Here is a 22,183-nt window from a genome sequence, read left to right as displayed (position 1 = left end):
CTTTGTATTCATCCAGATAAACCAAAAAGTAAAAATTTTTTTTACAATGTCCCGACTCTTAGTTAAAAGTAATGTGGGTATATTAAGGAGACGGAACGAGATGTTCCGGGAAGATATATGACAAGGCAGAATGAGATAAATGGTCTTTTTGCGCAAACGTCGTTTCTGTATGGTGGGAATGCAGATTATATAGATCAGCTTTATGCCGAATACGAAAAAAATCCCACGAATGTGGATGAGCAATGGCGTGCTTTTTTTGAGAGTTTTCAAGACAGTAAAGAAGATGTTCTTAAAAATGCTGAAGGGGCAACATGGCAGCGTGACCATTGGCCGTTAAAGGCAAGTGGAGAATTGGTTTGTGCTTTAGATGGTGATTGGTCTGCCTTTGAAAAGTATTTAGGTGATAAGTTAAAGGCAAAAGCCGCTGTGCAAAAAGGGGCGGCTTCTAGCAAACAAGATATTGTTCAAGCAACTCGAGATTCTATTCAAGCGCTTATGATGATCCGTGCTTATCGGACATATGGGCATCTTCGTGCGCGGCTTGATCCGCTCCAGTTGGCAGAAAAACCTGAGGATTATAAAGAACTGTCTCCAGAAACTTATGGTTTTAGTTCTGCAGATTATGAACGCCCGATTTTTATTGATAATGTGTTAGGGTTAGAATACGCAACCATTCCACAAATGCTTGAGATTCTTAACCGTGTTTATTGTTCAACAATTGGTGCAGAATATATGCATATTTCTGATCCCGCTCAAAGAGTGTGGATTCAAGAGCGTATTGAAGGATCAGGTAAGCAGACTGCTTTCACACAGGAAGATAAAAAAGCTATTCTCAACAAGCTTATAGAAGCAGAAGGTTTTGAACAGTTTTTGGATACAAAATATAAAGGCGCAAAGCGTTTTGGTCTTGATGGTGGTGAGGCGCTTATTCCTGCTCTTGAACAAATTATTAAGTGTGGAAATGCTTTAGGTGTGCAAGAGATTCTTGTTGGAATGGCTCACCGTGGCCGTTTAAATGTTCTTTCACAAGTTCTGGCAAAACCGCACCGGGCTATTTTTCATGAATTTAAAGGTGGTTCTTATAAGCCTGATGATGTGGCAGGATCGGGTGATGTAAAATATCACTTAGGAGCTTCAGCTGACCGTGAAATTAATGGTCAAAAAGTTCATTTATCGCTTTTACCTAATCCATCTCATCTTGAAATTATTGATCCGGTTGTTATTGGAAAAGCGCGTGCTAAACAAGATCAACTTGTTGGCCCTGCACGCACTGATGTTATTCCATTAAGTGAGCGTTCAAAAGTAATGCCTGTGTTAATTCATGGTGATGCAGCTTTTGCGGGGCAAGGCGTTCTTCAGGAAACTTTTGGTCTTTCAGGTTTAAAAGGTTATAGTGTTGCGGGCTCTATCCATGTAATTGTCAATAATCAGATTGGATTTACAACTAATCCGCGCTTTTCACGCTCTTCATCTTATTCATCGGATATTGCGAAGATGATTGGTGCGCCAATTTTTCATGTGAATGGTGATGATCCTGAAGCGGTTGTTTTTGCAGCAAAAATAGCAACAGAGTTCCGTCAAACTTTTCATAAGCCGGTGGTGATTGATATGTTCTGTTATCGCCGTTATGGACACAATGAAGGCGATGAACCTTCTTTTACGCAACCTCTTATGTATAAAGCAATTCGTAACCACAAGACGACAGTTCAACTTTACAGTGACCAGTTGGTAGCACAAGGAGTTGTTGGTTTAGAAGAAATTGAGCGCCAAAAGAAAGAATGGCGCGATAAGCTTGAAATTGAATTTGAAGCAGGTGCTTCTTATAACCCCGATAAAGCTGATTGGCTTGATGGAAATTGGTCAGGCTTGAAGGCAGCTAGTGATGCTGAAGAACAGTGTTGTGGTGCAACAGGCGTTGAGTTGAAAACTTTAAAGGAAATTGGGCAAAAGCTTGTCGAGGTTCCATCAAGTTTTCATGTCCATAAAACTATTCAGCGTTTTTTAAACAATCGTGCTAAAATGTTTGAGACCGGTGAAGGAATTGATTGGGCAACAGCTGAGGCTTTAGCTTTTGGTTCACTTTGTTTAGAGGGAACACCAATTCGTCTTTCTGGTGAAGATGTTGAACGTGGGACCTTTTCGCAACGTCATTCAGTTCTTTATGACCAAGAAAATGAAACACGTTATATTCCTTTGAATAATTTACAAAAAGAGCAAGCACTTTATGAAGTTGTAAATTCCATGCTCTCTGAGGAAGCGGTTCTTGGTTTTGAGTATGGATATTCACTTGCTGAACCACGTGGTTTAACGCTTTGGGAAGCACAATTTGGTGATTTTGCTAATGGTGCACAGGTCATTTTTGATCAATTTATTTCATCTGCAGAGCATAAATGGCTTCGTATGTCTGGTCTTGTCTGTTTGTTACCTCATGGTTTTGAGGGGCAAGGGCCAGAGCACTCTTCGGCACGTTTGGAGCGTTATCTTCAACTTTGTGCAGAAGATAATATGCAGGTCGCTAATTGTACAACTCCTGCAAATTATTTTCATATTTTACGGAGACAAATTAAACGCGATTTCCGGAAACCATTGATTTTGATGACGCCTAAATCACTTTTGCGTCATAAACGGGCGGTTTCTTCTTTAAGCGAAATGGGGCCAAAAACGAATTTCCACCATTTATTGCTTGATGATGCGCAATGTCTTAAAGATTCTGCGATTAAATTACAAAAAGATGATAAGATCCGCCGTGTTGTTCTTTGTACGGGTAAGGTTTATTATGATCTTTATGAGGAGCGTGAAAAAAGGGGAATTGATAATGTTTATTTGCTTCGTGTTGAGCAGCTTTATCCTTTTCCAGCAAAAGCTTTAGCGGATGTGCTGTCACGCTTTTTACAAGCTGAAATTGTTTGGTGCCAGGAAGAACCCAAAAATATGGGAGCGTGGTCGTTTATTGAGCCTTACTTAGAACAGGTTTTGACCCGTATTAATGCAAAATATTCACGTGCGCGTTATACTGGGCGCCCTGCGAGTGCATCGCCAGCTGCTGGATTAATGTCTAAACATCTTGAACAACTTGCCGCGTTTCTTGAAGACGCGTTGGGTTCTTAACTTAATTATTACTCTGACGTATGGAAAAATATTATGGCTAGTGAAATCCGTGTTCCTACTTTGGGCGAATCGGTTACTGAAGCAACAATTGGCAAATGGTTTAAACAGTGTGGTGAAGCCGTTGCTGTAGATGAGCCTTTGGTTGAATTGGAAACTGATAAAGTAACGGTTGAAGTTCCTGCACCTGTTGCAGGGAAATTATCAGAAATTCTTGCAAAAGAAGGTGATACAGTTGAAGTGAATGCTCTTTTAGGGTTGATTGAAGCGGGAGCTGCTGGTGCTTCGTCATCGTCTGCATCTTCTCTTTCTGCACCAAGTCCGGCTGCAGCATCTGGACCAGCATCATCTTCTTTGGGTGGTGGTGCAATGCCTCCTGCTCCTTCAGCAGCAAAGTTGATGGCTGAAAATAATATTGAAAAAGATAAAATTTCAGGTTCTGGCAAACGCGGACAGATTCTCAAAGGAGATGTTCTTGATGCGTTAACGCAAAAAACAGGAGCAGGTGCTTCTGTGCCGGTTTCTTCATCTTCATCTAATGAAATGCGTGAAGAGCGCGTTCGTATGACAAAATTACGTCAAACGATTGCTCGTCGTCTTAAGGATGCACAAAATACAGCAGCTATGTTAACGACATTTAATGAAGTTGATATGTCTGCAGTAATGGATTTGCGTAAGCGTTATAAAGATCTTTTTGAAAAGAAACACAATGTTAAGCTTGGCTTTATGGGCTTTTTTACCAAAGCTGTTTGCCATGCATTAAAAGAACTTCCTGCAGTTAATGCTGAGATTGATGGGACGGATATTGTTTATAAAAACTATGTCAATGCTGGAATTGCGGTTGGAACAGATAAAGGGCTTGTTGTTCCGGTTGTTCGTGACGCAGACCAAATGTCAATTTCAGAGATTGAAAAAGAAATTGGTCGTTTAGGGCGCCTTGCTCGTGAGGGAAAATTGGCGGTTTCTGATATGCAGGGTGGAACATTCACTATTACCAATGGTGGTGTTTATGGGTCATTAATGTCGACGCCAATTTTAAATGCACCACAGTCTGGTATTTTAGGGATGCATGCGATTAAAGAACGTGCAATGGTTGTTGGAGGGCAAGTTGTGATCCGCCCAATGATGTATTTAGCGCTTTCTTATGATCACCGTATTGTCGATGGGCAAGAGGCTGTAACTTTCCTTGTACGTGTCAAGGAAAGTTTAGAAGATCCGGAGCGTCTTGTTCTTGATTTGTAGAAGTGCAGTTTTGGGGATGAAAGGAAAAACGAATGTCTTATGATGTTGTTGTGATTGGAGCGGGCCCAGGTGGTTATGTTGCAGCGATTAAAGCAGCACAATTAGGTCTTAAAGTCGCGATTGTTGAAAAACGTGCGACATTGGGTGGTACCTGTCTCAATGTTGGTTGTATCCCTTCTAAGGCATTGTTGCATGCTTCGGAGGTGTTTGCTGAAACGCAGCATGGTTTTGAAGAACTTGGTGTTTCTGTCTCCAAACCTAAGCTTAATCTTAAAAAGATGATGGAGCATAAAGAAACCGTTATAACGGCTAATACGAGTGGTATTTCTTTTTTGATGAAGAAAAATAAAATTGATACTTTTTTTGGTACAGCAAAGATTTTAAATGCAGGCCAAATTGAGATTACCGCTAAGGATGGTAGCCAACAAACAATTGCAACAAAAATATTGTTATTGCTACAGGTTCAGATAGCTCGAGTATTCCAGGTGTCAATGTTGAAATTGATGAAAAGGTTATTGTATCTTCCACAGGAGCACTTGCGCTTGAAAAAGTTCCAACACGTATGGTTGTTGTGGGCGCAGGTGTTATTGGCTCAGAACTTGGTTCAGTGTGGAGCCGTTTGGGTGCAAAGGTTACTGTTGTTGAATTTCTTGATAAAGTTTTAGGATCAATGGATGGTGAAATTTCGCGTCAGTTCCAAAAATTGATGGAAAAACAAGGAATTGAATATAAACTTGGTGCAAAAGTTAAAGCTGTTACTAAATCTAAATCAGCTGCTAAGGTGGTTTTTGAGCCTGTTAAAGGTGGTACAGAAGAAGTTTTGGAAGCAGATGTTGTTTTGATTGCAACTGGACGTCATCCGTATGTTGAAGGTCTTGGTTTAGCAGAGGTGGGTGTTCAATTAGATGAGCGTGGTTGTGTTGTAACTGATCAGCATTGGCAAACCAATATTCCAGGAATTTATGCAATTGGTGATGTCATTAAAGGCCCGATGTTAGCGCACAAAGCTGAGGAAGAGGGCATCGCTGTGGCTGAAATTTTGGCTGGTCAAAAAGGTCATGTTAATTTTGATGTTATTCCTGGTGTTGTTTATACGCAACCAGAAATTGCCAGTGTAGGTAAGACAGAAGAAGAGCTTAAAGCTGCCGGCATTAACTATAATGTTGGGAAATTTCCTTTTATGGCTAATGGACGTGCACGCGCGATGCAAAAAAGTGATGGTTTTGTTAAGATTCTTGCTGATAAAAAGACAGACCGAGTATTGGGTGGGCACATTCTCGGATTTGGTGCAGGTGAGATGATTCATGAAATTGCGGTTTTGATGGAATTTGGTGGCTCATCAGAAGATTTGAGCCGTTGTTGCCATGCACACCCCACTTTATCAGAAGCGGTACGAGAAGCAGCTTTAGCAACATTTTCTAAGCCACTTCATACTTAAGAAAATTTTTAAAAAAGTTTTATGATGTCTCTTGAAAGAGACATCTGTTTTACAGATTAATCTATATCTTTGTGGTTTTATTAACCGCCTCTTTAAAAAAGGGGCGGTTTTTTATATTTTAGCATATTGATGGATTAAAATTGTAATTGTTTATCTTCTTGTTTTTCTCTTATACAGGTCGGAAGCCCCATATGATCAAGTTGTTTAAGGAAGGGGAGTGGTGGTAGTTCTTCTACATTAACCATGGTTTTCACATCCCATATTCCTGTGGCGATAAGAATGGCAGCAGCTGCTGCAGGTACACCGGCTGTATAGGAAATCCCTTGTGCGCCTGTTTCATTGAAAGCTTGTTTATGATCAGCTATATTATAGATAAAAACTTCTCTTGGGCTTCCGTTTTTTATGCCTTTAATGAAGTCTCCAATACAGGTTTTTCCTGTATAGTTTGGCGCTAGAGAAGCTGGGTCAGGTAAGACAGCTTTTACGACTTTCAAAGGAACAACTTCCTGGCCTTCTGCTGTTTTAATAACTTGTTCTGATAAAAGTCCAAGGTTTTTTAAGACGGTAAAAACAGTAATATAAAGTTCACTAAAACCCATCCAAAAGCGGATATTTTGGACATCGAGATTTTTGGATAACGAATGAATTTCATCATGCCCTGTCATGTAAGCCTTTTGTTTTCCAACAACTGGTAAATCCCATTCATGGTTGATTTCAAACATTTGATTGGAAACCCACTTTTTATTTTGCCATGACCATACTTGCCCTGTAAATTCTCGAAAATTGATTTCTGGATCAAAATTGGTTGCAAACCAACGTCCATGCTTTCCGGCATTGATATCAATAATATCAATGTCAGAAATTGTATCAAAATAAGTATCATGTGCTAACGCTGCATAAGCATTAACAACACCAGGGTCGAAACCTGCACCTAAAATAGCCGTTATACCTGCTTGTTCACATTCTTTACGTCTGGGCCATTCGTAATTGTTATACCAAGGTGGTGTTTCACAAATTTTTAAAGGGTCTTCATGAATCGCGGTATCAATATAAGCGCATTTTGTTTTGATACAGGCTGAAAGAACAGACATATTCAAAAAAGGAGAACCAACATTGATAACAATCTCACATTTGGTCTGTTGAATAAGCTTTACAGTTTCTTCGATGTTCATTGCATTAAGCATATGGCTTTTAAGAACACCTGCTACTTTCATTGCTTTTTTATCTTTAATGGAAGCAATTATGGCCTCACATTTTTTGAGTGTTCGTGAAGCGATATGAATTTCTCCAAGTATATCGTTATTTTGAGCGCATTTATGCGCGACAACTTGTGCAACACCGCCAGCACCAATAATGAGAACATTTTTTTTCATTGTAGTTGGTCTCCTTTTTAATATCGCTGCATAATTTTTATATATTATTTTGATTATGAAAGACTGTTTTTATAGTCATTATAGTTGAATTGACGTTGAATGGTTAGATTTCCATTGCATTCTTTAATAACAATGGCTGGCATCGCAACGCCATTAAACCAGTTTTTCTTAACCATTGTATAGCCTGCGGCATCTTGGAAAGACAGTCTGTCGCCTATTTTAAGTAATTCAGGAAATTGGAATGTTCCAAAAATATCGCCAGCAAGACAAGACTTTCCACAAACCATGATTTCATGTGATCCTTGATTTGGTTCTAATTTTGCATTTTCACGATAAATGAGAAGATCAAGCATATGTGCTTCAATTGAGCTATCAACAATAGCGAGGTTTTTTTCATTATACAGTGTATCCAGAACACTAACTTCTAATGTAGTACTTTTTGTGATAGCAGCTTCCCCTGGTTCCAGAAAAACGGTTACATTGTAAGTTTGAGAAAAGCGTTTTAAACGTTCTGCAAGAGCTTCTAGAGGATAATTATTGCCAGTAAAATGAATTCCACCACCAAGGCTAATCCAGTCAACAGCGATGAAGAGTTTTTTAAATTTTTCTTCAATATGATTAAGCATTTGGTTGAAGAGATTAAAATCAGCATTTTCACAATTATTGTGGATCATTAAGCCATTTATAAGGGGTAAGACTTCTTCGATCGCACTTTGATTGGTTTCACCCAAACGGCTAAAAGGGCGAGAGGGATTTGCAAGATCAAAATTTGATGCACTAATACCTGGATTTAGCCTTAATCCTCGTTGAATAGTTTTGGTAGTGCTCGCAAAACGTTGGAGTTGCTGAATTGAATTAAAGATAATTTTGTCTGCATAAGTACATACTTCATCAATTTCATCATCTGCCCAAGCAACCGAATAGGCGTGGGTTTCTTTTCCAAATTTTTCTCTTCCTAAGCGTAATTCATAAAGAGATGATGAGGTACTTCCATCCATATATTCAGACATGAAATCAAATACACTCCATGTTGCAAAACATTTCAAAGCCAGCAAGACTTTTATTCCCGACATTTCTCGTAAACGAGCAATAATTTCCATATTCTTTATGAGTTTGGATTTATCTATAAGATAATAAGGTGTTTTAATCATTGCTCATCCATTCTCTTTTGAAGAATCTTATTATTTCTACCGATGTTTAGTACCTATAGAAATAGGATGTCTCAAGAGAAAAAGTATCATAAAGGAAAATCTGCTATATCTAGCTATAAAAAGACGATCTGTTATCTCATATTGTTTTAAGTTATTTTGAGATTTGTACTACATGCATTGCTTTTAAAATTTGTACTATTTTTAAAACCTTCTATATCTATGATAAGTGTTTTCATAATAACAAAAAATGCTGCTGATTTAGCATAAAAACGATATTGAAATGGGAAAGTTTCATTAGCTATTTTCCTCTAGAGATTTTAACAGTTACAAGATGTTAGGAGCTCAAGAATTTTAAGCTTATCGTCATTATCAGTGTTGTTATTATAAATGTAGTGATAAGTGATAATATTTTGGCATGATATTTGTTGTGTTTGCACATTCAAGTGTTAAATAAGCGGCTATAAAGGCATTATTAATTCAAAGAAAGATTTATGATCTTTTTTGAAAAAAGAAGATTACAGCCCTTAAGATATATATGATTTTTGTTTTGATCATTTATGATCCAAATAATCATAATTATTCATTGTGTCGTCAATTTTATTGTATCGTCAGCTTTATGGGTAAATGCTTTTTAAAAAGTCGCAAGAGGCTAAGGTGGTGTGGTGTGTATAGTTTTCTTTCAAAAAGCAGTTATTTTCTGAAAATTTGCGACGTTTTTTTAATTTTGTTTAAATTTTATTATCATAATTGTGAAATAAAGAAGTTTTTATTTTACCAATACCAAAGCGTTAAAGATAGGGTGGAACTTGGATAATGACAATACGGGAAGCAATGTTGATATTGCTAGTTTTGCTTCCCCTTGGTGGTAGCGCTATCATCGGTTTTTTTGGTTCAACTGCCAAAAATAACGAAGCATGGTTTGCTGGGGCAATAGCGTTTTTTAGCCTTCTTTTCACACTGATACTTTACCCAACGCTTTATGGAAATCATGTAGTACGTTTAGATATTGCTTGGTTACCTGAGTGGGGTGTTAATTTAACTTTGCGCATGGATGGTTTATCGTGGCTTTTTTGCCTTTTAATTACGGGGATAGGCCTGCTTGTTGTTGTTTATGCACGTTATTATATGAACCCGGCAGATCCGGTTCCACGGTTTTTTTCTTTTTTTCTAGCTTTCATGGGATCAATGACAGGGGTGATCTTGTCAGGAAATCTCGTCTTTTTAGTCATTTTCTGGGAATTGACCAGCATTTTTTCCTTTTTATTGATTGGTTATTGGTATCATAATGCTAGTGCGCGTGATGGGGCCCGTATGGCTTTAATCGTTACGGGTTTTGGGGGATTTGCGCTACTTTTGGGAGTTTTACTCATTGGTCATATTGTTGGCAGTTTTGATTTAGATGAGGTCTTGCAATCTGGGAATCTCATCCGGTCGAATTCTCTTTATACACCCGTGCTTATTTGCATTTTATTGGGAGGGTTAACAAAGAGTGCACAGTTTCCCTTTCATTTTTGGCTGCCAAAAGCCATGGCTGCTCCAACGCCTGTATCATCTTATTTGCATTCAGCGACAATGGTAAAAGCTGGGTTGTTTTTGTTTATTCGTTTATGGCCAGTTTTATCGGGAACAGAATCTTGGTTTTTTCTAGTAGGTTTTGCAGGTCTCACAACATTGCTCCTTGGGGCTTATTTTTCAATATTTCAGCAAGATTTGAAAGGTCTTCTTGCTTATTCAACTATTAGTCATCTTGGTTTAATTACAACACTTTTAAGTCTTGGCAGTCCACTTGCATGTGTTGCGGCAATTTTTCATATTGTTAATCATGCTACCTTTAAAGCGTCTTTATTTATGGCGGCCGGTATTGTTGATCATGAAACAGGAACGCGTGACATACGCAAATTAACAGGTCTTTTTCGTTATATGCCTATTACAGGAACTCTTGCTTTAGTCGCGGGTGCGGCTATGGCTGGTGTTCCTTTGTTGAATGGTTTTTTATCAAAAGAGATGTTTTTTGCACAAGCGGTTGAAACACATATGGAATCGTGGTTGGATTGGATTGCGCCTTACGTGGCAACACTTGCTAGCCTGTTTAGCGTGACTTATTCTATACGTTTTATTCATGGTGTCTTTTTTGGGCCAAAACCTGTCAATTTACCCAAAATACTGCATGAACCACCACGTTTTATGCGCTTTCCGATAGAGTTTTTGGTTTTTATTTGTTTGGCAGTTGGTATTTTTCCTAATTTAACAATGGGATTCATTTTAGATAATGCGGTTATAGCTGTTTTAGGGCCTGCGAGAGTTTCTTATAGTTTATCTGTTTGGCATGGCTTTAATACTCCTTTGATCATGAGTTTGGTCGCTTTATCAGGAGGAGTACTGCTTTATATTTTAGGGCGTCGTTATTTTCTATCTTGTGATGAAGGTCCTCCTTTTTTTCGTTATTTAAAGAGGCAGCGTATTTTAAAACGAATTCTCATGATGATTTCTTGGAAATGGGCGCGTGCAGCAGAAGCTCTTTTGTCAACACGTCGTTTACAAGTTCAATTGCATTGGGTGCTTTTGGTTTGTTTTGCGTTTGTTGGTTTTTTATTATGGCATGATGGTTTGATTTCAGCTGGTCCATTATTGCTTTTTCCACTTGATTTACCTTTCATAGCCATTTGGCTGATTGGTGGGGTTTGTGCTCTTTTAGTTGCTTTGTATGCAAAATTTCATCGTTTTGCATCATTGATGCTTTTAGGTGGCGCTGGTTTGATGACCTGTGCGTCTTTTTTATGGCTTTCTGCACCCGATTTGGCGCTGACACAATTGGTTGTTGAAGTTGTAACGGCAATTCTTTTACTTCTTGGTTTGCGGTGGTTGCCTAAGCGTTTATATGATCCTGATCCACTGCCTGTTGGTTTTGTTGTGCGTTTGCGCCGTATGAGCGATTTTATCATAGCGTTTGTAGGAGGAGCAGGTATGGCGTGGTTATCATTTGCGATAATGACGCGCCCCCAAGGGGTAACAATTTCTGATTTTTTTCTTACTCACGCTTATTCTGAGGCTGGTGGTCGCAATGTTGTGAATGTGTTATTAGTTGATTTTCGTGGCTTTGATACAATGGGAGAAATTGTTGTTTTGGGTATCGTTTCGCTCACTGTTTTTGCTCTTTTGCGGCGTTTTCGCCCTGCTCCTGAAAGTGTTGATGCGCCTTTTCAGCAACGTATTCAAACAGCTTTTGATACAGCGCAACCTGATCGTGAAGTTGGAGATACTTTATCGGATTATTTAACTATTCCTTCTGTTATTATGCATTGGCTTTTTCCTGTTATTATCGCTATTGCGGTTTATTTATTAATGCGTGGGCATGATTTTCCAGGAGGTGGGTTTGCTGGTGGTATTACTTTAGCGGTTGGATTTATTCTACAGTATCTTGCTACTAATATTCGCTGGGTGGAAAGCCATTTACGTGTTTTACCTGTTCGTTGGATTGGTTTTGGCTTATTATTATCAGTGGTAACTGGGGCAAGTTCTTGGTTTTTTGGATATCCTTTTTTAACATCGTTTTTTCAATATATTCATCTCCCTTTAATTGAAAATATTCCAATAGCATCTGCTTTGTTGTTTGATTTTGGCGTATTTTCTGTGGTTTTGGGAGCGAGCGTTCTTATTTTAATTGCGCTTGCACATCAATCAATTCGCTTTTACCGAATTAGTAAGAAATCTATTACAAAGAAAAAGGAAAGTTAATGGAAGTTATTCTTTCTTTAGGCATTGGTGTTTTTATTGGATCAGGCATCTGGCTTCTTTTGCGTCCACGAACTTTTCAAGTTATTCTTGGTTTGTCGTTGCTCTCTTATGGGGTTAACCTTTTTATATTTTCAATGAGCAGACCACGCAATAATGCAGCGCCTATTGTTGACCCTTCTATTGTGATTAATCCTGCAAATTATGTTGATCCTTTACCTCAGGCTTTAGTTTTGACAGCAATTGTGATTGGTTTTGCAACAACAGCGCTATTTTTAGTCATCCTTTTGGTTTCACGCGGTTTAACAAATTCAGACCACGTTGATGGACATGAAGTAAGATGACAGAAATTTGGCTGCATCATTTACTTATTTTACCTGTTCTTGTGCCATTAAGCATTGGAGCAATTCTTCTGTTTTATGATGAACGTCGTTCACAACTTAAATCACGCGTTAGCCTTTTTTCCGCAGGTTTATTGGTTGTTATTTCTGTTGTTTTGCTTATGCGTACTGTTGAAATAGCTCCAGCTTCAGATGTATATCGGCTTGGCAATTGGCCTTCACCTTTTGGTATTGTTTTGGTTCTTGATCGCTTAAGTGCTATGATGCTTTTGCTTTCAAATGTGTTAATTGCTGCTGGTTTGATTTTTTCACAAGCTTATTGGTGTAAAGCGGGCCCTCATTTTCAGTCGCTAATGCAGTTTTTGATGGTGGGGATAAATGGCGCTTTCTTAACGGGTGATTTATTCAATTTATTTGTATTTTTTGAAGTTATGTTAACCGCCTCTTATGGGCTTGCATTACATGGTTTGGGTCAATCACGGGTGCGTGCAGGTATGCATTATGTGGTCATTAACCTTGTTGCTTCATTGTTTTTCTTAATTGGTGCGGCACTCATTTATGGGGTGGTTGGTACGCTTAATATGGCTGATTTAGCGATCAAAATAAAACATATAGCTGATGCAGATATTGTTTTATTTAAAGTAGGTGCAACATTTTTAGGTGTTGCTTTTTTGCTCAAAGCTGGCATGTGGCCACTTAATTTTTGGTTGGTACCAGCTTATAGTGCAGCAGCAGCGCCTATTGGTGCTTCTTTTGTGATTTTAAGCAAGGTGGGCATTTATGTTATTTTGCGGTTAACGCTGTTATGGTTTGGTTCTGAAAGTGAATATTTGGCTCATTTTGGTCATACGGTTTTATTTTATGGTGGGCTTGCTACGCTGACTTTTGGTGTTATTGGAGTATTAGCCAGCCAAGTTTTAAGACGTTTGGCATCTTACAGTATTCTTGTGTCTTCTGGTACAGTGTTAACAGCGATTGGAACAGGTAATGTGGCACTGACTACGGGTATACTTTTTTATATTGTTTCTTCGACTTTAGCGCTCGGAGCTTTTTTTCTTTTGGTTGAATTGGTTGAACGCAGTCGAGATATGGCTACTAATGTTTTGGCTGTTACGATGGAATTGTATGGTGAGGATGAAGAAGAAAAGGAAGATGAAATTGGTACTTATTTACCAGTAACGTTGGCTGTTCTTGGAGCTTGTTTTAGTATCTGTGCAATTTTGATTATTGGATTGCCTCCTTTTTCTGGTTTTGTTGCAAAATTTATGATGTTTACAGCCATTTTAAACGCAAACGAGGGAAATTTTTCTACTTATGTACCAGTTTTACGTGATTGGTTTTTTATAGTTTTTGTTATTTTATCTGGTTTTGCAACTTTGGTTGCAATGGTACGTATGGGCATTCGAACTTTTTGGGTTCCTTTTGAAGGCAAAGTCCCACGTATACAAGTGATTGAATTTGCGCCTATCGCTGCTCTTTTTTCTTTATGTTTTATTATGACAATTATCGCTAGCCCTGTGAGTCATTATATGTCTGAAACTGCTAAGACATTGCATGATCCTAAAAATTATATTGAGAGTGTTTTATTTGATTTTTCTCTCAAAAACACTGAGAGGAATCAATGAAGCGCTTTTTTTCTCATCCTTTCTTAAGTGGTGCGATTGTTTTTATGTGGCTTATTTTAAACGGTTTCAGTTTAGGCCAATTCCTTTTAGGAAGTGTAATTTCTTTGTTTGGTGGTTGGATGATGCAGCTGCTTGAACCGGAAAAAATCACAGTTAAAAGTTGGAATGCGGTTTTTCGGTTGGTTTTTCGGGTGTTGGTAGATTCTATTTATGCAAATATTATGATGGCTTGGTTGATTTTAACAAAAAAGCACCAAGAACAACATTCTGGTTTTATTATTGTGCCTCTTGCACTTAAGAGTCGTACAGCTTTAGCTATTTTAGCATGTATCTTTTCGGCAATTCCAGGTACTGTTTGGATTGCGTATAATAGCAAAAATAGTGAGCTTCTCATTCATGTTCTCAATTTAGCAGATGGAAATGATTATCAACAGCTGATCAAACAACGATATGAACAATTGCTTTTGGAGATTTTCTAATGAGTATGGTGATCCTTTATTGGGGAATTTTCCTCTCACAGATTTTCTTAAGTTTGCCGATGATTCTGGCGTTTTTTCGATTGATTTATGGTCCAAGGGCACAAGATCGAGTTGTGGGGTTGGATACTCTTTATATGACGACTGTTCTTTTATTTCTTATATTTGATATTCGTTCAGGGACAAATATTTATTTTGATGTTGCTCTTATGATTGGATTGTTAGGTCCGATCTCAAGTGTTGCTTTAGCAAAATTTTTGATGCGTGGAGAAATTATTGAATGAAAGGTGATGTTTCGCTTTGGATTGCTATTATTATTACTATTTTTTTAGTGCTGGGATCTGGTCTTACACTTATTGGAGCAATAGGGCTTATGCGCTTTTCTTGCTTTTATGAGCGTCTCCATATGCCTTCATTGGGTGCAAGTTTAGGAACTGGAAGTATTGTTATTGCTTCGATCCTTTATGCGATATTTGTAGATGGTCATTTTGTTGTACATGAAGCTTTGTTAGCAATTTTTACGCTTGTGACAATACCTGTTACGACTATGCTTCTCTCACAGGCTGCCGTGCATCGAGACCACTCAGAAGATTGGCTGCAAAAGCCGCCAACCTTTTTGTTAAATGAGACAGAAGAAGAACTGCCTACATTGGAAGATAAAACATCACACTGAAACCAGTGTGACTTTTAATCTAAAATTTGTTTTATTTTGTGTTTCTTTCTTCTTCACACATAATGGGCTTTTCTTCATTGGGATCATTAATAAGGTCATAAAGTATAGCTTCATTTTTAGTTGTCCACCAAATGTATTGGGCTCCCGCATATTTTGAACCTGAAGCTGCAATTACATTTGCTCCAATAATGCGTTCACCGTTCCATGTGAAATCAACTAACGAAATATTGCCAGCGTTGAGATAAGTAACTTCAATACGTTCTCTATTGGTTTGAGTGCCACATTGATAGACAACTGTTTCTTTAGTGGGGTTTGAATTGCTTGGTACTTCAATGACTAAAGAACTGGAAAAAATATTTGTTTTATTGAACAAGAAATAAAAAATAACAAAAGCTCCTAAAGCAAAAAGTCCTAAAATAGGTAGAATTTTTTTCATTGATGCTTCCTTCTTACTCATAAGTGATAACCTTAATTGATGAAATGGTGTCTACGGCGGGATTCGAACCCACGACCCCAGGATTCATACCACTTCGATTTTCATCGCCAGTCTTTGTTATTGTAAGCTGTTTGTGGTCTGGACTGTCTCTTCACCTTGAAGTATACACTTTTTAGGTGCTGCCCGTTCAGTCTCTACACCTTCCTTGTTTTTTTAAAACAGGCTTGGCTCGGGATTGGCATACAGTCTCCTGTGAAGCTTTCCCCGAATTTGAGCAGATCCACTTTAAGGATTTCTCCTCAAAGCGCCCAATTCATTTAGGAATCCTGTGCTCTATCCTACTGAGCTACGCAGACTCAAATCACACCTATTCTTTTAACTAAAGTATAAAAATTAATCAATTAATAAATAGAAATTAATCAGATTTCATTAATTTTTGTTTCAGGAAAGTCAAGACTGCATTTGGTGAAACGTTTTTAGCGATAAATGATTGGCCCAGTGCGCGTGTTAGGATAAAAGTTAAGTTATTTTGCGAAACTTTTTTATCTTGGGCAATAAAGGTCATAAGTGTTTCGGCATCTGGAAGTTTGCCGGGGATATCTTGTAGTTTTGTTGGTAAACCAACGGTTTTAAAATGTGCTTTAATACGTTGTGTCACTGTGGGGCTGATTAAATTTAATTGTTCAGAAAACTGGTGGGCTAAAATTATTCCAATAGCTACAGCTTCACCATGGATTAAACGATTTGAATCATAGGTAGTTGCTGTTTCAAGCATATGTCCAAATGTATGACCAAGATTTAGCAAGGCGCGTTGGCCTGTTTCATGTTCATCGTGCGTTACAATATCAGCTTTAAATTGACATGAGCGAGCAATAGCTTCTATTTGTGTTGGGCCCTTGGAAAAGACTTTTTGCCAATTTTTTTCAAGCCATTCAAAAAAATGAGGTTGATTAATGAGGCCATATTTAACCATTTCTGCATAACCAGCGCGAAATTCGCGTGAAGGTAATGTATTGAGAACATCAGTGTCAGCAATAACGCATTGGGGTTGATAAAAGGTACCGATGAGATTCTTACCATAGGGGCTATTGATTCCGGTTTTTCCACCGACGGATGAATCAATTTGTGCTAGAAGTGTTGTAGGCATTTGAATGAAATGCATACCTCGGCGTATGATGCTTGCAGCAAATCCTGCAAGATCACCAATAACACCGCCCCCCAAAGCAATAATGCTATCGCTTCTTTCTAAATGAGCGACAAGAATTTTATCGATCACATTTTGCAAAATTGGAAACGACTTTGATTGTTCTCCTGCTTCTACGATGATAGGGACCGTGTAGATTTCATTTTCTGCTAATTTTGTCTGCAATGTGTTCAAATGAAAAGCAGCAACATTTTTATCTGTAACAATAGCTAAACGTATTTTTTGATGAGAACTCTTTTGATGCAAATAATGCTTAATCTTTGAGACTGCTTGTGCAATTAAACCTGAGCCGATAACGATATCATAACAATGTTTATTCAGTTTGACAGTAACGATTTTGGTTTGCATGCTTTTTATCTCTATCGTTATTTTATGGATAAATAGCGTTGTACAGCCTGTATCACATTATGTGCTACTATGTGATAATGTTCTTCATGATTGTTAATTGTTAAGTTTGCTTGTGCGTAAATAGGATAGCGTTGCTCCATGAGTTTTTGCATCGTTTCTTTAGGATTTGCCGTTTGAAGCAATGGTCGTGCAAAACACCCTGAAACACGCTCTATAAGGACATGAAGATCTGCTTTAAGCCATATGGATATACTATTTTGATGAATGGCTTTTCGGATGTTTTCATTCATATAGGCACCTCCACCTGTCGCTAAAATGAGAGGACCTTTTTTAATGATGTTTAGAATAACTTTCTGTTCAAGAGCGCGAAATTTTGATTCGCCATACATTTCAAATAATTGGGCGATTGTCATCTGTGCAGCTTTTTCGATTTCTTGATCAGAATCATAAAATGGCAAACTGAGCATAGCGGCGACATGTTTTCCAACAACGGATTTTCCTGAACCCATAAGGCCGACGAATACAAGTGTTTGTTGGTTAAGACGTGATAATAGTTGGTTTTTTATTTGTGTTATTGAAATATTTTGAAGCTGCTTATTTTTCATGATTTTATTTCGATATTTATCTTCTTTAAAATCAATTTCTGTTAATCTTTGTCAGGTATAATAAAGTTAGGAATGTTTTTGGGATAATTTATTTTCTTATGCCAATATTCACCTGATTTTAATAAGTTTTTTCATTATAATCAGCTATTTTCCAGTCTTATGATAGATAGTGTTTATAATTTGGGTTGAATTTCATAATAAAAAATATGCGTCGCAATGCTCCTTTTAATTTATGCAATGTATTTTTGAAAGCAAATCCATGAAAAGTAATGCTGTGATAGATCGTTTTCTTGAAATGATGAGCGCTGAACGAGGGGCTTGTGCTCATACACTTTCTGCTTATCAGAATGATTTACAATGGGCACATGACCAGTTGTGTTCACGTTCTGTTTCACTTTTTTCGGCACAAAGAGAGGATTTAATCAATCTTTTGTCGCTTATGCATACTGCTGGTTTTGCAGCTACTTCGCAAGCACGTCGTTTATCGACTTTGCGTCAGTTTTATCAATTTCTTTATGCTGAGGGATTAAGAACAGATGACCCTTCTCATGATATTGATACGCCTCGTCAAAGACGTCTTTTACCAAAAACCATGAATGAAGATACGGTGACAAAATTACTTGATCGTGCGCAACTAGAAGTAGATCAAACAGATTATGGATCGAAAAATCACATGCGTGCGTTGCGTCTTCAGGTATTAATTGAAATGCTTTATGCGACAGGATTACGCATTAGTGAGTTGGTAAGTCTTCCGGTTCAAGCAGTACGCGGAAAGGAGCAATTTATTGTTGTTCGTGGTAAGGGAGAAAAAGAACGTATGGTTCTCTTATCAGATAAGGCGTGCCAAGTTATTTCTCAGTGGTTAGTTTTGCGTGATCAGGGCAAGGATGCGGCAAGCTTTTATCTTTTTCCTGCTCGCTCATCAACAGGATATGTCGCTCGCCAGTTTGTTGCACGAGGATTAAAAGAGCTTGCTGAAAGAGCAGGAGTGAAAAGCAGCAACTTTTCTCCCCATGTGTTGCGCCATGCTTTTGCTAGTCATCTTTTGCAAAATGGTGCTGATTTGCGTGTGGTTCAGCATTTATTGGGGCATTGTGATATTTCTACTACCCAGATTTATACACATGTATTGGAAGAAAGGCTGTATTGTTTGGTTAATGAGCATCACCCACTTGCCGATCAGCAGAAGGCCGGGTAAAGAAAAAGTAATATTTTGAAAAATACTTAAAAAGATTATAGATATATAAGTTATACACGAATAAGTTAGGAACAATGTATAATTATCTTGATTTTGAAAAACCTGTTGCTGATCTAGATGTGCAAATTCTTGAATTGAAAAAGATTGCTCAAGAAAAGGGTAGTCTTGACATGAAGGATGAGATTGCGCGTCTTGAGATGCGTTCTCAGATGGCTTTGCGCGATCTTTATAAAAAGTTGTCACCGTGGCAAAAAACACAAGTGGCACGCCACCCTAATCGACCTCATTTTATGGATTATTCAGCATATTTATTGAGTGATGTTACACCTTTAGCAGGTGATCGTAAATTTGCTGAAGATGAGGCTATTCAAGCTGGCTTTGCACGCTTTAAGGGTGAAGCGATTGCTTATATAGGTCAAGAAAAAGGCCATGATACACAAACACGTTTACGCTATAATTTTGGTTCTGCTCGCCCAGAGGGGTATCGTAAAGCTGTGCGGATTATGGAAATGGCTGATCGTTTTGATTTGCCATTATTAACTTTTGTTGACACAGCCGGTGCTTATCCTGGTGTAAGTGCTGAAGAACGTGGACAGGCAGAGGCAATTGCACAATCAACAGCGGCAACTTTACGTCTACGCGTTCCTGTTGTTTCAGTCATTATTGGAGAAGGTGGTTCTGGAGGGGCAATAGCAATTGCTGCAGCTAATAAGGTTTATATGTTAGAGCATTCAATTTATTCAGTTATTTCACCAGAAGGAGCGGCTTCTATTTTATGGCGCGATCCAACTCGTGCGAAAGATGCAGCAACCAATATGCATATTACTGCTCAAGACCTTTATAAGCTAAAGGTTATTGATGGCATTATTCCTGAGCCTTTAGGGGGAGCACATCGGGGAAAGGAAGCTGTTATGGAGACGACAAGTAATATTATTTCTGTTGCTTTACATTCTATGGCTGGTAAGGATGGTGAAACCATAAGACAGGAGCGTTGGGAAAAATATCTTCAAATTGGCCGTTCTTTGGCTTAATTGAAGTGGTTTGTGTGAGAGACTTTATAGGTTAGAGTTTTATTTCAATGAAATTAAGTCGATATTTTTTATCATTTTTTTTGTTAGCAGTTGGGATATTGGCAGCGTGTCAGGAGCGGTTGCCTGCCTCCATTCAGGCTAAGGTTAAGCAGCCATTACCCAAAGAAATTCAACATAAAATGGTTGAGTATAATGTCGATCCATATGCACCAATTATGATGCGTTTTTTTAAGGAAGAAAATACTGCTGAAGTTTGGAAACAAGACCGCACCGGGCGTTTTGTGCTTGTGGCAAGTTATGACATTTGTAAATGGTCAGGCCAACTTGGACCTAAATATAAAGAAGGGGATTATCAAACACCAGAAGGTTTTTATACTGTTAACGCAAGTCAAATGAATCCTTATTCGAGGCGTTATCTTTCTTTTAATATTGGTTTTCCTAATCTTTATGATCAAGCACATGGCCGTACGGGTAGTTATCTTATGGTGCATGGGGGTTGTACTTCTGTAGGCTGTTATGCAATGACTGATAATAATATGGGACAAATTTATGCTTTTGCACGGGATGCTTTTAAGGGTGGGCAGAAAGAATTTCAGTTACATACCTTCCCCTTTCGCATGACCGATGCTAATATGGAGCGTCATCGTGACAACCCTCATTATCCATTTTGGATGATGCTCAAAGAAGGTTATGATCTCTTTGAGGCCAAGCGTGCGCCTTCAAAAATTGATGTTTACGAAAAACGCTATGTTTTCGATCGTTTTACCAAAAAAGATTTAAGTGCGGTAAGACCATAAAATATAGATTTTATTGTGAAAGATATCGTGTCTTTTATAATTTTTCAAAACCAGTTTGCTAAATTTATTTAAAAATGATCACTATTCATTACGATGATAATATTATCGTGCCTTAGTAGAACATTTAAGCAGAATTACCGAAAAACGTAGAAAACTGGTTAAAAAAGGTAATAGAAATATAGGCTATTTTCCTATGTTCCACGTGAATCATCAACAATAATTTATTTATATTTATTTATATTTAGGCTGGTCGTTTATGCGGGATGGGGATTTTGCGCGGTATTCTTGGATTAGTTTTATATGTCTGTGGTGCGGCAATGAGTTGTACTGTCAAAGGAAGAACGGAAGAAGGTAAAGCAGTGATTAAAGGAGAGGTAAGGATAACATTTCCTTCCTTATCGAAGGTGTCTTCTATGCGTTTTTTTACAACTTCAGGATCGCATATTTGTTCTTCCATATCGGTGATTTGCGTCATTTTAGTGCCATAAGGTTTTAAAGTGGCTAATGTTGATTGTGCAGAACCTTGAAGAGAAAAGCCTGTTTCAAGCAATTGTGCTGCTTTTCCTTCCCTTGCATTAATGGTATCTAACCCTAAAACGACAGCAATAATCGTACGTTTATTGCGGGTTGCTGAAGCAACAAGATTGAAACCAGAGGCGCAAGTAAAACCAGTTTTCATACCATCTGTTCCATAAAAACGGTTAATGAGGTTGTTTGAATTGAATTTGATTTTTCGCCCATCACCAAAATCAATAGCTGGAATAGAAAAATAGTGAGCATATTGGGGAAATTCCCGGCGGATTTGAACAGCGAGAAGAGCAATATCGCGTGCTGTGGTGTAATTGTCTGGATGTGGCAGACCACTTGCATTGGCAAAATGAGTTCCAAACATGCCTAAACGTTGGGCTTGGACATTCATTTGTTGCACAAAAGCTTCTTGTGAACCGGAAACAGCTTCACTTAAAGCAATGGCCAAATCATTGGCTGATTTAACTAATGTGATGCTTAAAGCTGTTTCGAGTGTAAGGATGGAACCTGCTTCATAACCTGAGTGAGAGGGGGAAGCTTGTGATGCATTTTTGCTGATGGTGATGTGTTTTTGTGGTGAAATTTCTCCTGTGCTCATGGCACGAAAAATGACATAAGTGGTCATTAATTTTGTTAAAGAAGCAGGGTACCATCGTTCAAAAGCTTGGTTATGTTGTAATATTCGTCCAGTTGCAGCGTCAACAGAAATAAAGGGATAAGCTAGAGCTAGAGTGCTTGTCATACTTAAAATGAAAGACAAACAGAGGCTGTATAAGAGTTGACGCATATAATTTTAAATCCAATTATTGTTCAGTTTAAGTAACTTAGAACTGTTTTAGCTTTAAATACAATAGATTTGAATGTATAAAATAAAGAAAGG

The 22,183-nt window shown here is 38.1% G+C and carries 16 protein-coding genes and 2 pseudogenes; 12 read left to right on the top strand and 6 right to left on the bottom strand.

Annotated features, from left to right (window positions below; genetic code table 11):
* The first annotated feature begins 117 nt into the window (after positions 1–117).
* The 3 genes and pseudogenes from BscR1v2_RS07425 (at position 118) to lpdA (ending at position 5,785) form a co-directional block, all read left to right on the top strand.
* Positions 118–3,108, top strand: coding sequence for a 2-oxoglutarate dehydrogenase E1 component (locus tag BscR1v2_RS07425; protein ID WP_078690261.1), 2,991 nt, complete (start codon positions 118–120; stop codon positions 3,106–3,108).
* A gap of 33 nt (positions 3,109–3,141) precedes the next feature.
* Entirely contained in the window at positions 3,142–4,347 is a 1,206-nt protein-coding gene (gene odhB, locus BscR1v2_RS07420; RefSeq protein WP_078690260.1) for a 2-oxoglutarate dehydrogenase complex dihydrolipoyllysine-residue succinyltransferase, read from the top strand.
* Positions 4,348–4,379: 32 nt separating this feature from the next.
* Positions 4,380–5,785 (top strand): annotated as a pseudogene (gene lpdA / locus BscR1v2_RS07415) (dihydrolipoyl dehydrogenase).
* A gap of 134 nt (positions 5,786–5,919) precedes the next feature.
* Here lpdA and BscR1v2_RS07410 read toward each other — a convergent pair.
* On the bottom strand, positions 5,920–7,158 hold the full coding sequence (locus tag BscR1v2_RS07410) for a saccharopine dehydrogenase family protein (protein WP_078690259.1): 1,239 nt from the start codon (positions 7,156–7,158) through the stop codon (positions 5,920–5,922).
* Between the two features lie 53 nt (positions 7,159–7,211).
* Positions 7,212–8,309: a carboxynorspermidine decarboxylase gene (nspC, locus tag BscR1v2_RS07405; RefSeq protein ID WP_078690258.1), complete on the bottom strand. Its 1,098-nt coding sequence runs from the start codon at positions 8,307–8,309 to the stop codon at positions 7,212–7,214.
* 813 nt (positions 8,310–9,122) lie between these two features.
* On the opposite strand from nspC, the gene BscR1v2_RS07400 reads away from it, so the two are divergent.
* The 6 genes from BscR1v2_RS07400 to mnhG are packed head-to-tail and all read left to right on the top strand — an operon-like array spanning position 9,123 to position 15,156.
* A complete protein-coding gene (locus BscR1v2_RS07400; RefSeq protein WP_078690257.1) occupies positions 9,123–12,044 on the top strand; it encodes a monovalent cation/H+ antiporter subunit A in 2,922 nt (973 codons plus the stop codon).
* Positions 12,044–12,385: a Na+/H+ antiporter subunit C gene (locus tag BscR1v2_RS07395; protein ID WP_078690256.1), complete on the top strand. Its 342-nt coding sequence runs from the start codon at positions 12,044–12,046 to the stop codon at positions 12,383–12,385. The genes BscR1v2_RS07400 and BscR1v2_RS07395 overlap by 1 nt, the downstream gene beginning before the upstream one ends.
* Positions 12,382–14,007 (top strand): monovalent cation/H+ antiporter subunit D, encoded by a 1,626-nt coding sequence (locus tag BscR1v2_RS07390; protein WP_078690255.1) that lies wholly within the window; start codon positions 12,382–12,384, stop codon positions 14,005–14,007. Before BscR1v2_RS07395 ends, BscR1v2_RS07390 begins: the two co-directional genes overlap by 4 nt.
* Positions 14,004–14,486: a Na+/H+ antiporter subunit E gene (locus BscR1v2_RS07385; RefSeq protein WP_078690254.1), complete on the top strand. Its 483-nt coding sequence runs from the start codon at positions 14,004–14,006 to the stop codon at positions 14,484–14,486. The genes BscR1v2_RS07390 and BscR1v2_RS07385 overlap by 4 nt, the downstream gene beginning before the upstream one ends.
* Positions 14,486–14,767 (top strand): K+/H+ antiporter subunit F, encoded by a 282-nt coding sequence (locus tag BscR1v2_RS07380; protein ID WP_078690253.1) that lies wholly within the window; start codon positions 14,486–14,488, stop codon positions 14,765–14,767. The genes BscR1v2_RS07385 and BscR1v2_RS07380 overlap by 1 nt, the downstream gene beginning before the upstream one ends.
* Positions 14,764–15,156: a monovalent cation/H(+) antiporter subunit G gene (mnhG, locus tag BscR1v2_RS07375; protein WP_078690252.1), complete on the top strand. Its 393-nt coding sequence runs from the start codon at positions 14,764–14,766 to the stop codon at positions 15,154–15,156. Before BscR1v2_RS07380 ends, mnhG begins: the two co-directional genes overlap by 4 nt.
* 31 nt (positions 15,157–15,187) lie before the next feature.
* Here mnhG and BscR1v2_RS07370 read toward each other — a convergent pair whose 3' ends face one another.
* From BscR1v2_RS07370 to BscR1v2_RS07360, 3 genes and pseudogenes are all read right to left on the bottom strand, one after another.
* Entirely contained in the window at positions 15,188–15,592 is a 405-nt protein-coding gene (locus BscR1v2_RS07370; protein WP_078690251.1) for an MliC family protein, read from the bottom strand.
* A 415-nt stretch (positions 15,593–16,007) separates the two neighbouring features.
* Positions 16,008–17,144 carry a 3-dehydroquinate synthase gene (gene aroB / locus BscR1v2_RS07365; RefSeq protein ID WP_078690250.1) on the bottom strand — a complete coding sequence of 379 codons (1,137 nt, stop codon included), beginning with the start codon at positions 17,142–17,144 and terminating at the stop codon, positions 16,008–16,010.
* A pseudogene (locus tag BscR1v2_RS07360) lies at positions 17,110–17,749 on the bottom strand (shikimate kinase). Before BscR1v2_RS07360 ends, aroB begins: the two are co-directional and overlap by 35 nt.
* A gap of 259 nt (positions 17,750–18,008) precedes the next feature.
* Between BscR1v2_RS07360 and BscR1v2_RS07355 the strand changes: the two are divergent.
* From BscR1v2_RS07355 to BscR1v2_RS07345, 3 genes are all read left to right on the top strand, one after another.
* Positions 18,009–18,947 carry a site-specific tyrosine recombinase XerD gene (locus BscR1v2_RS07355; RefSeq protein WP_078690345.1) on the top strand — a complete coding sequence of 313 codons (939 nt, stop codon included), beginning with the start codon at positions 18,009–18,011 and terminating at the stop codon, positions 18,945–18,947.
* 74 nt (positions 18,948–19,021) lie between these two features.
* Entirely contained in the window at positions 19,022–19,978 is a 957-nt protein-coding gene (locus tag BscR1v2_RS07350) for an acetyl-CoA carboxylase carboxyltransferase subunit alpha (protein WP_078690249.1), read from the top strand.
* Positions 19,979–20,025: 47 nt separating this feature from the next.
* Positions 20,026–20,775: a L,D-transpeptidase family protein gene (locus BscR1v2_RS07345; RefSeq protein WP_078690248.1), complete on the top strand. Its 750-nt coding sequence runs from the start codon at positions 20,026–20,028 to the stop codon at positions 20,773–20,775.
* A 241-nt stretch (positions 20,776–21,016) separates the two neighbouring features.
* Here the strand turns inward: BscR1v2_RS07345 and BscR1v2_RS07340 are convergent, their stop codons facing one another.
* Positions 21,017–22,090: a D-alanyl-D-alanine carboxypeptidase family protein gene (locus tag BscR1v2_RS07340; RefSeq protein WP_078690247.1), complete on the bottom strand. Its 1,074-nt coding sequence runs from the start codon at positions 22,088–22,090 to the stop codon at positions 21,017–21,019.
* Positions 22,091–22,183: the final 93 nt, after the last annotated feature.

Origin of the sequence: Bartonella schoenbuchensis R1, assembly GCF_002022685.1 — a bacterium.
In the GTDB taxonomy this organism is placed as follows: Bacteria; Pseudomonadota; Alphaproteobacteria; order Rhizobiales; family Rhizobiaceae; genus Bartonella; species Bartonella schoenbuchensis.
This window is presented reverse-complemented; position numbering and strand designations above follow the sequence as displayed.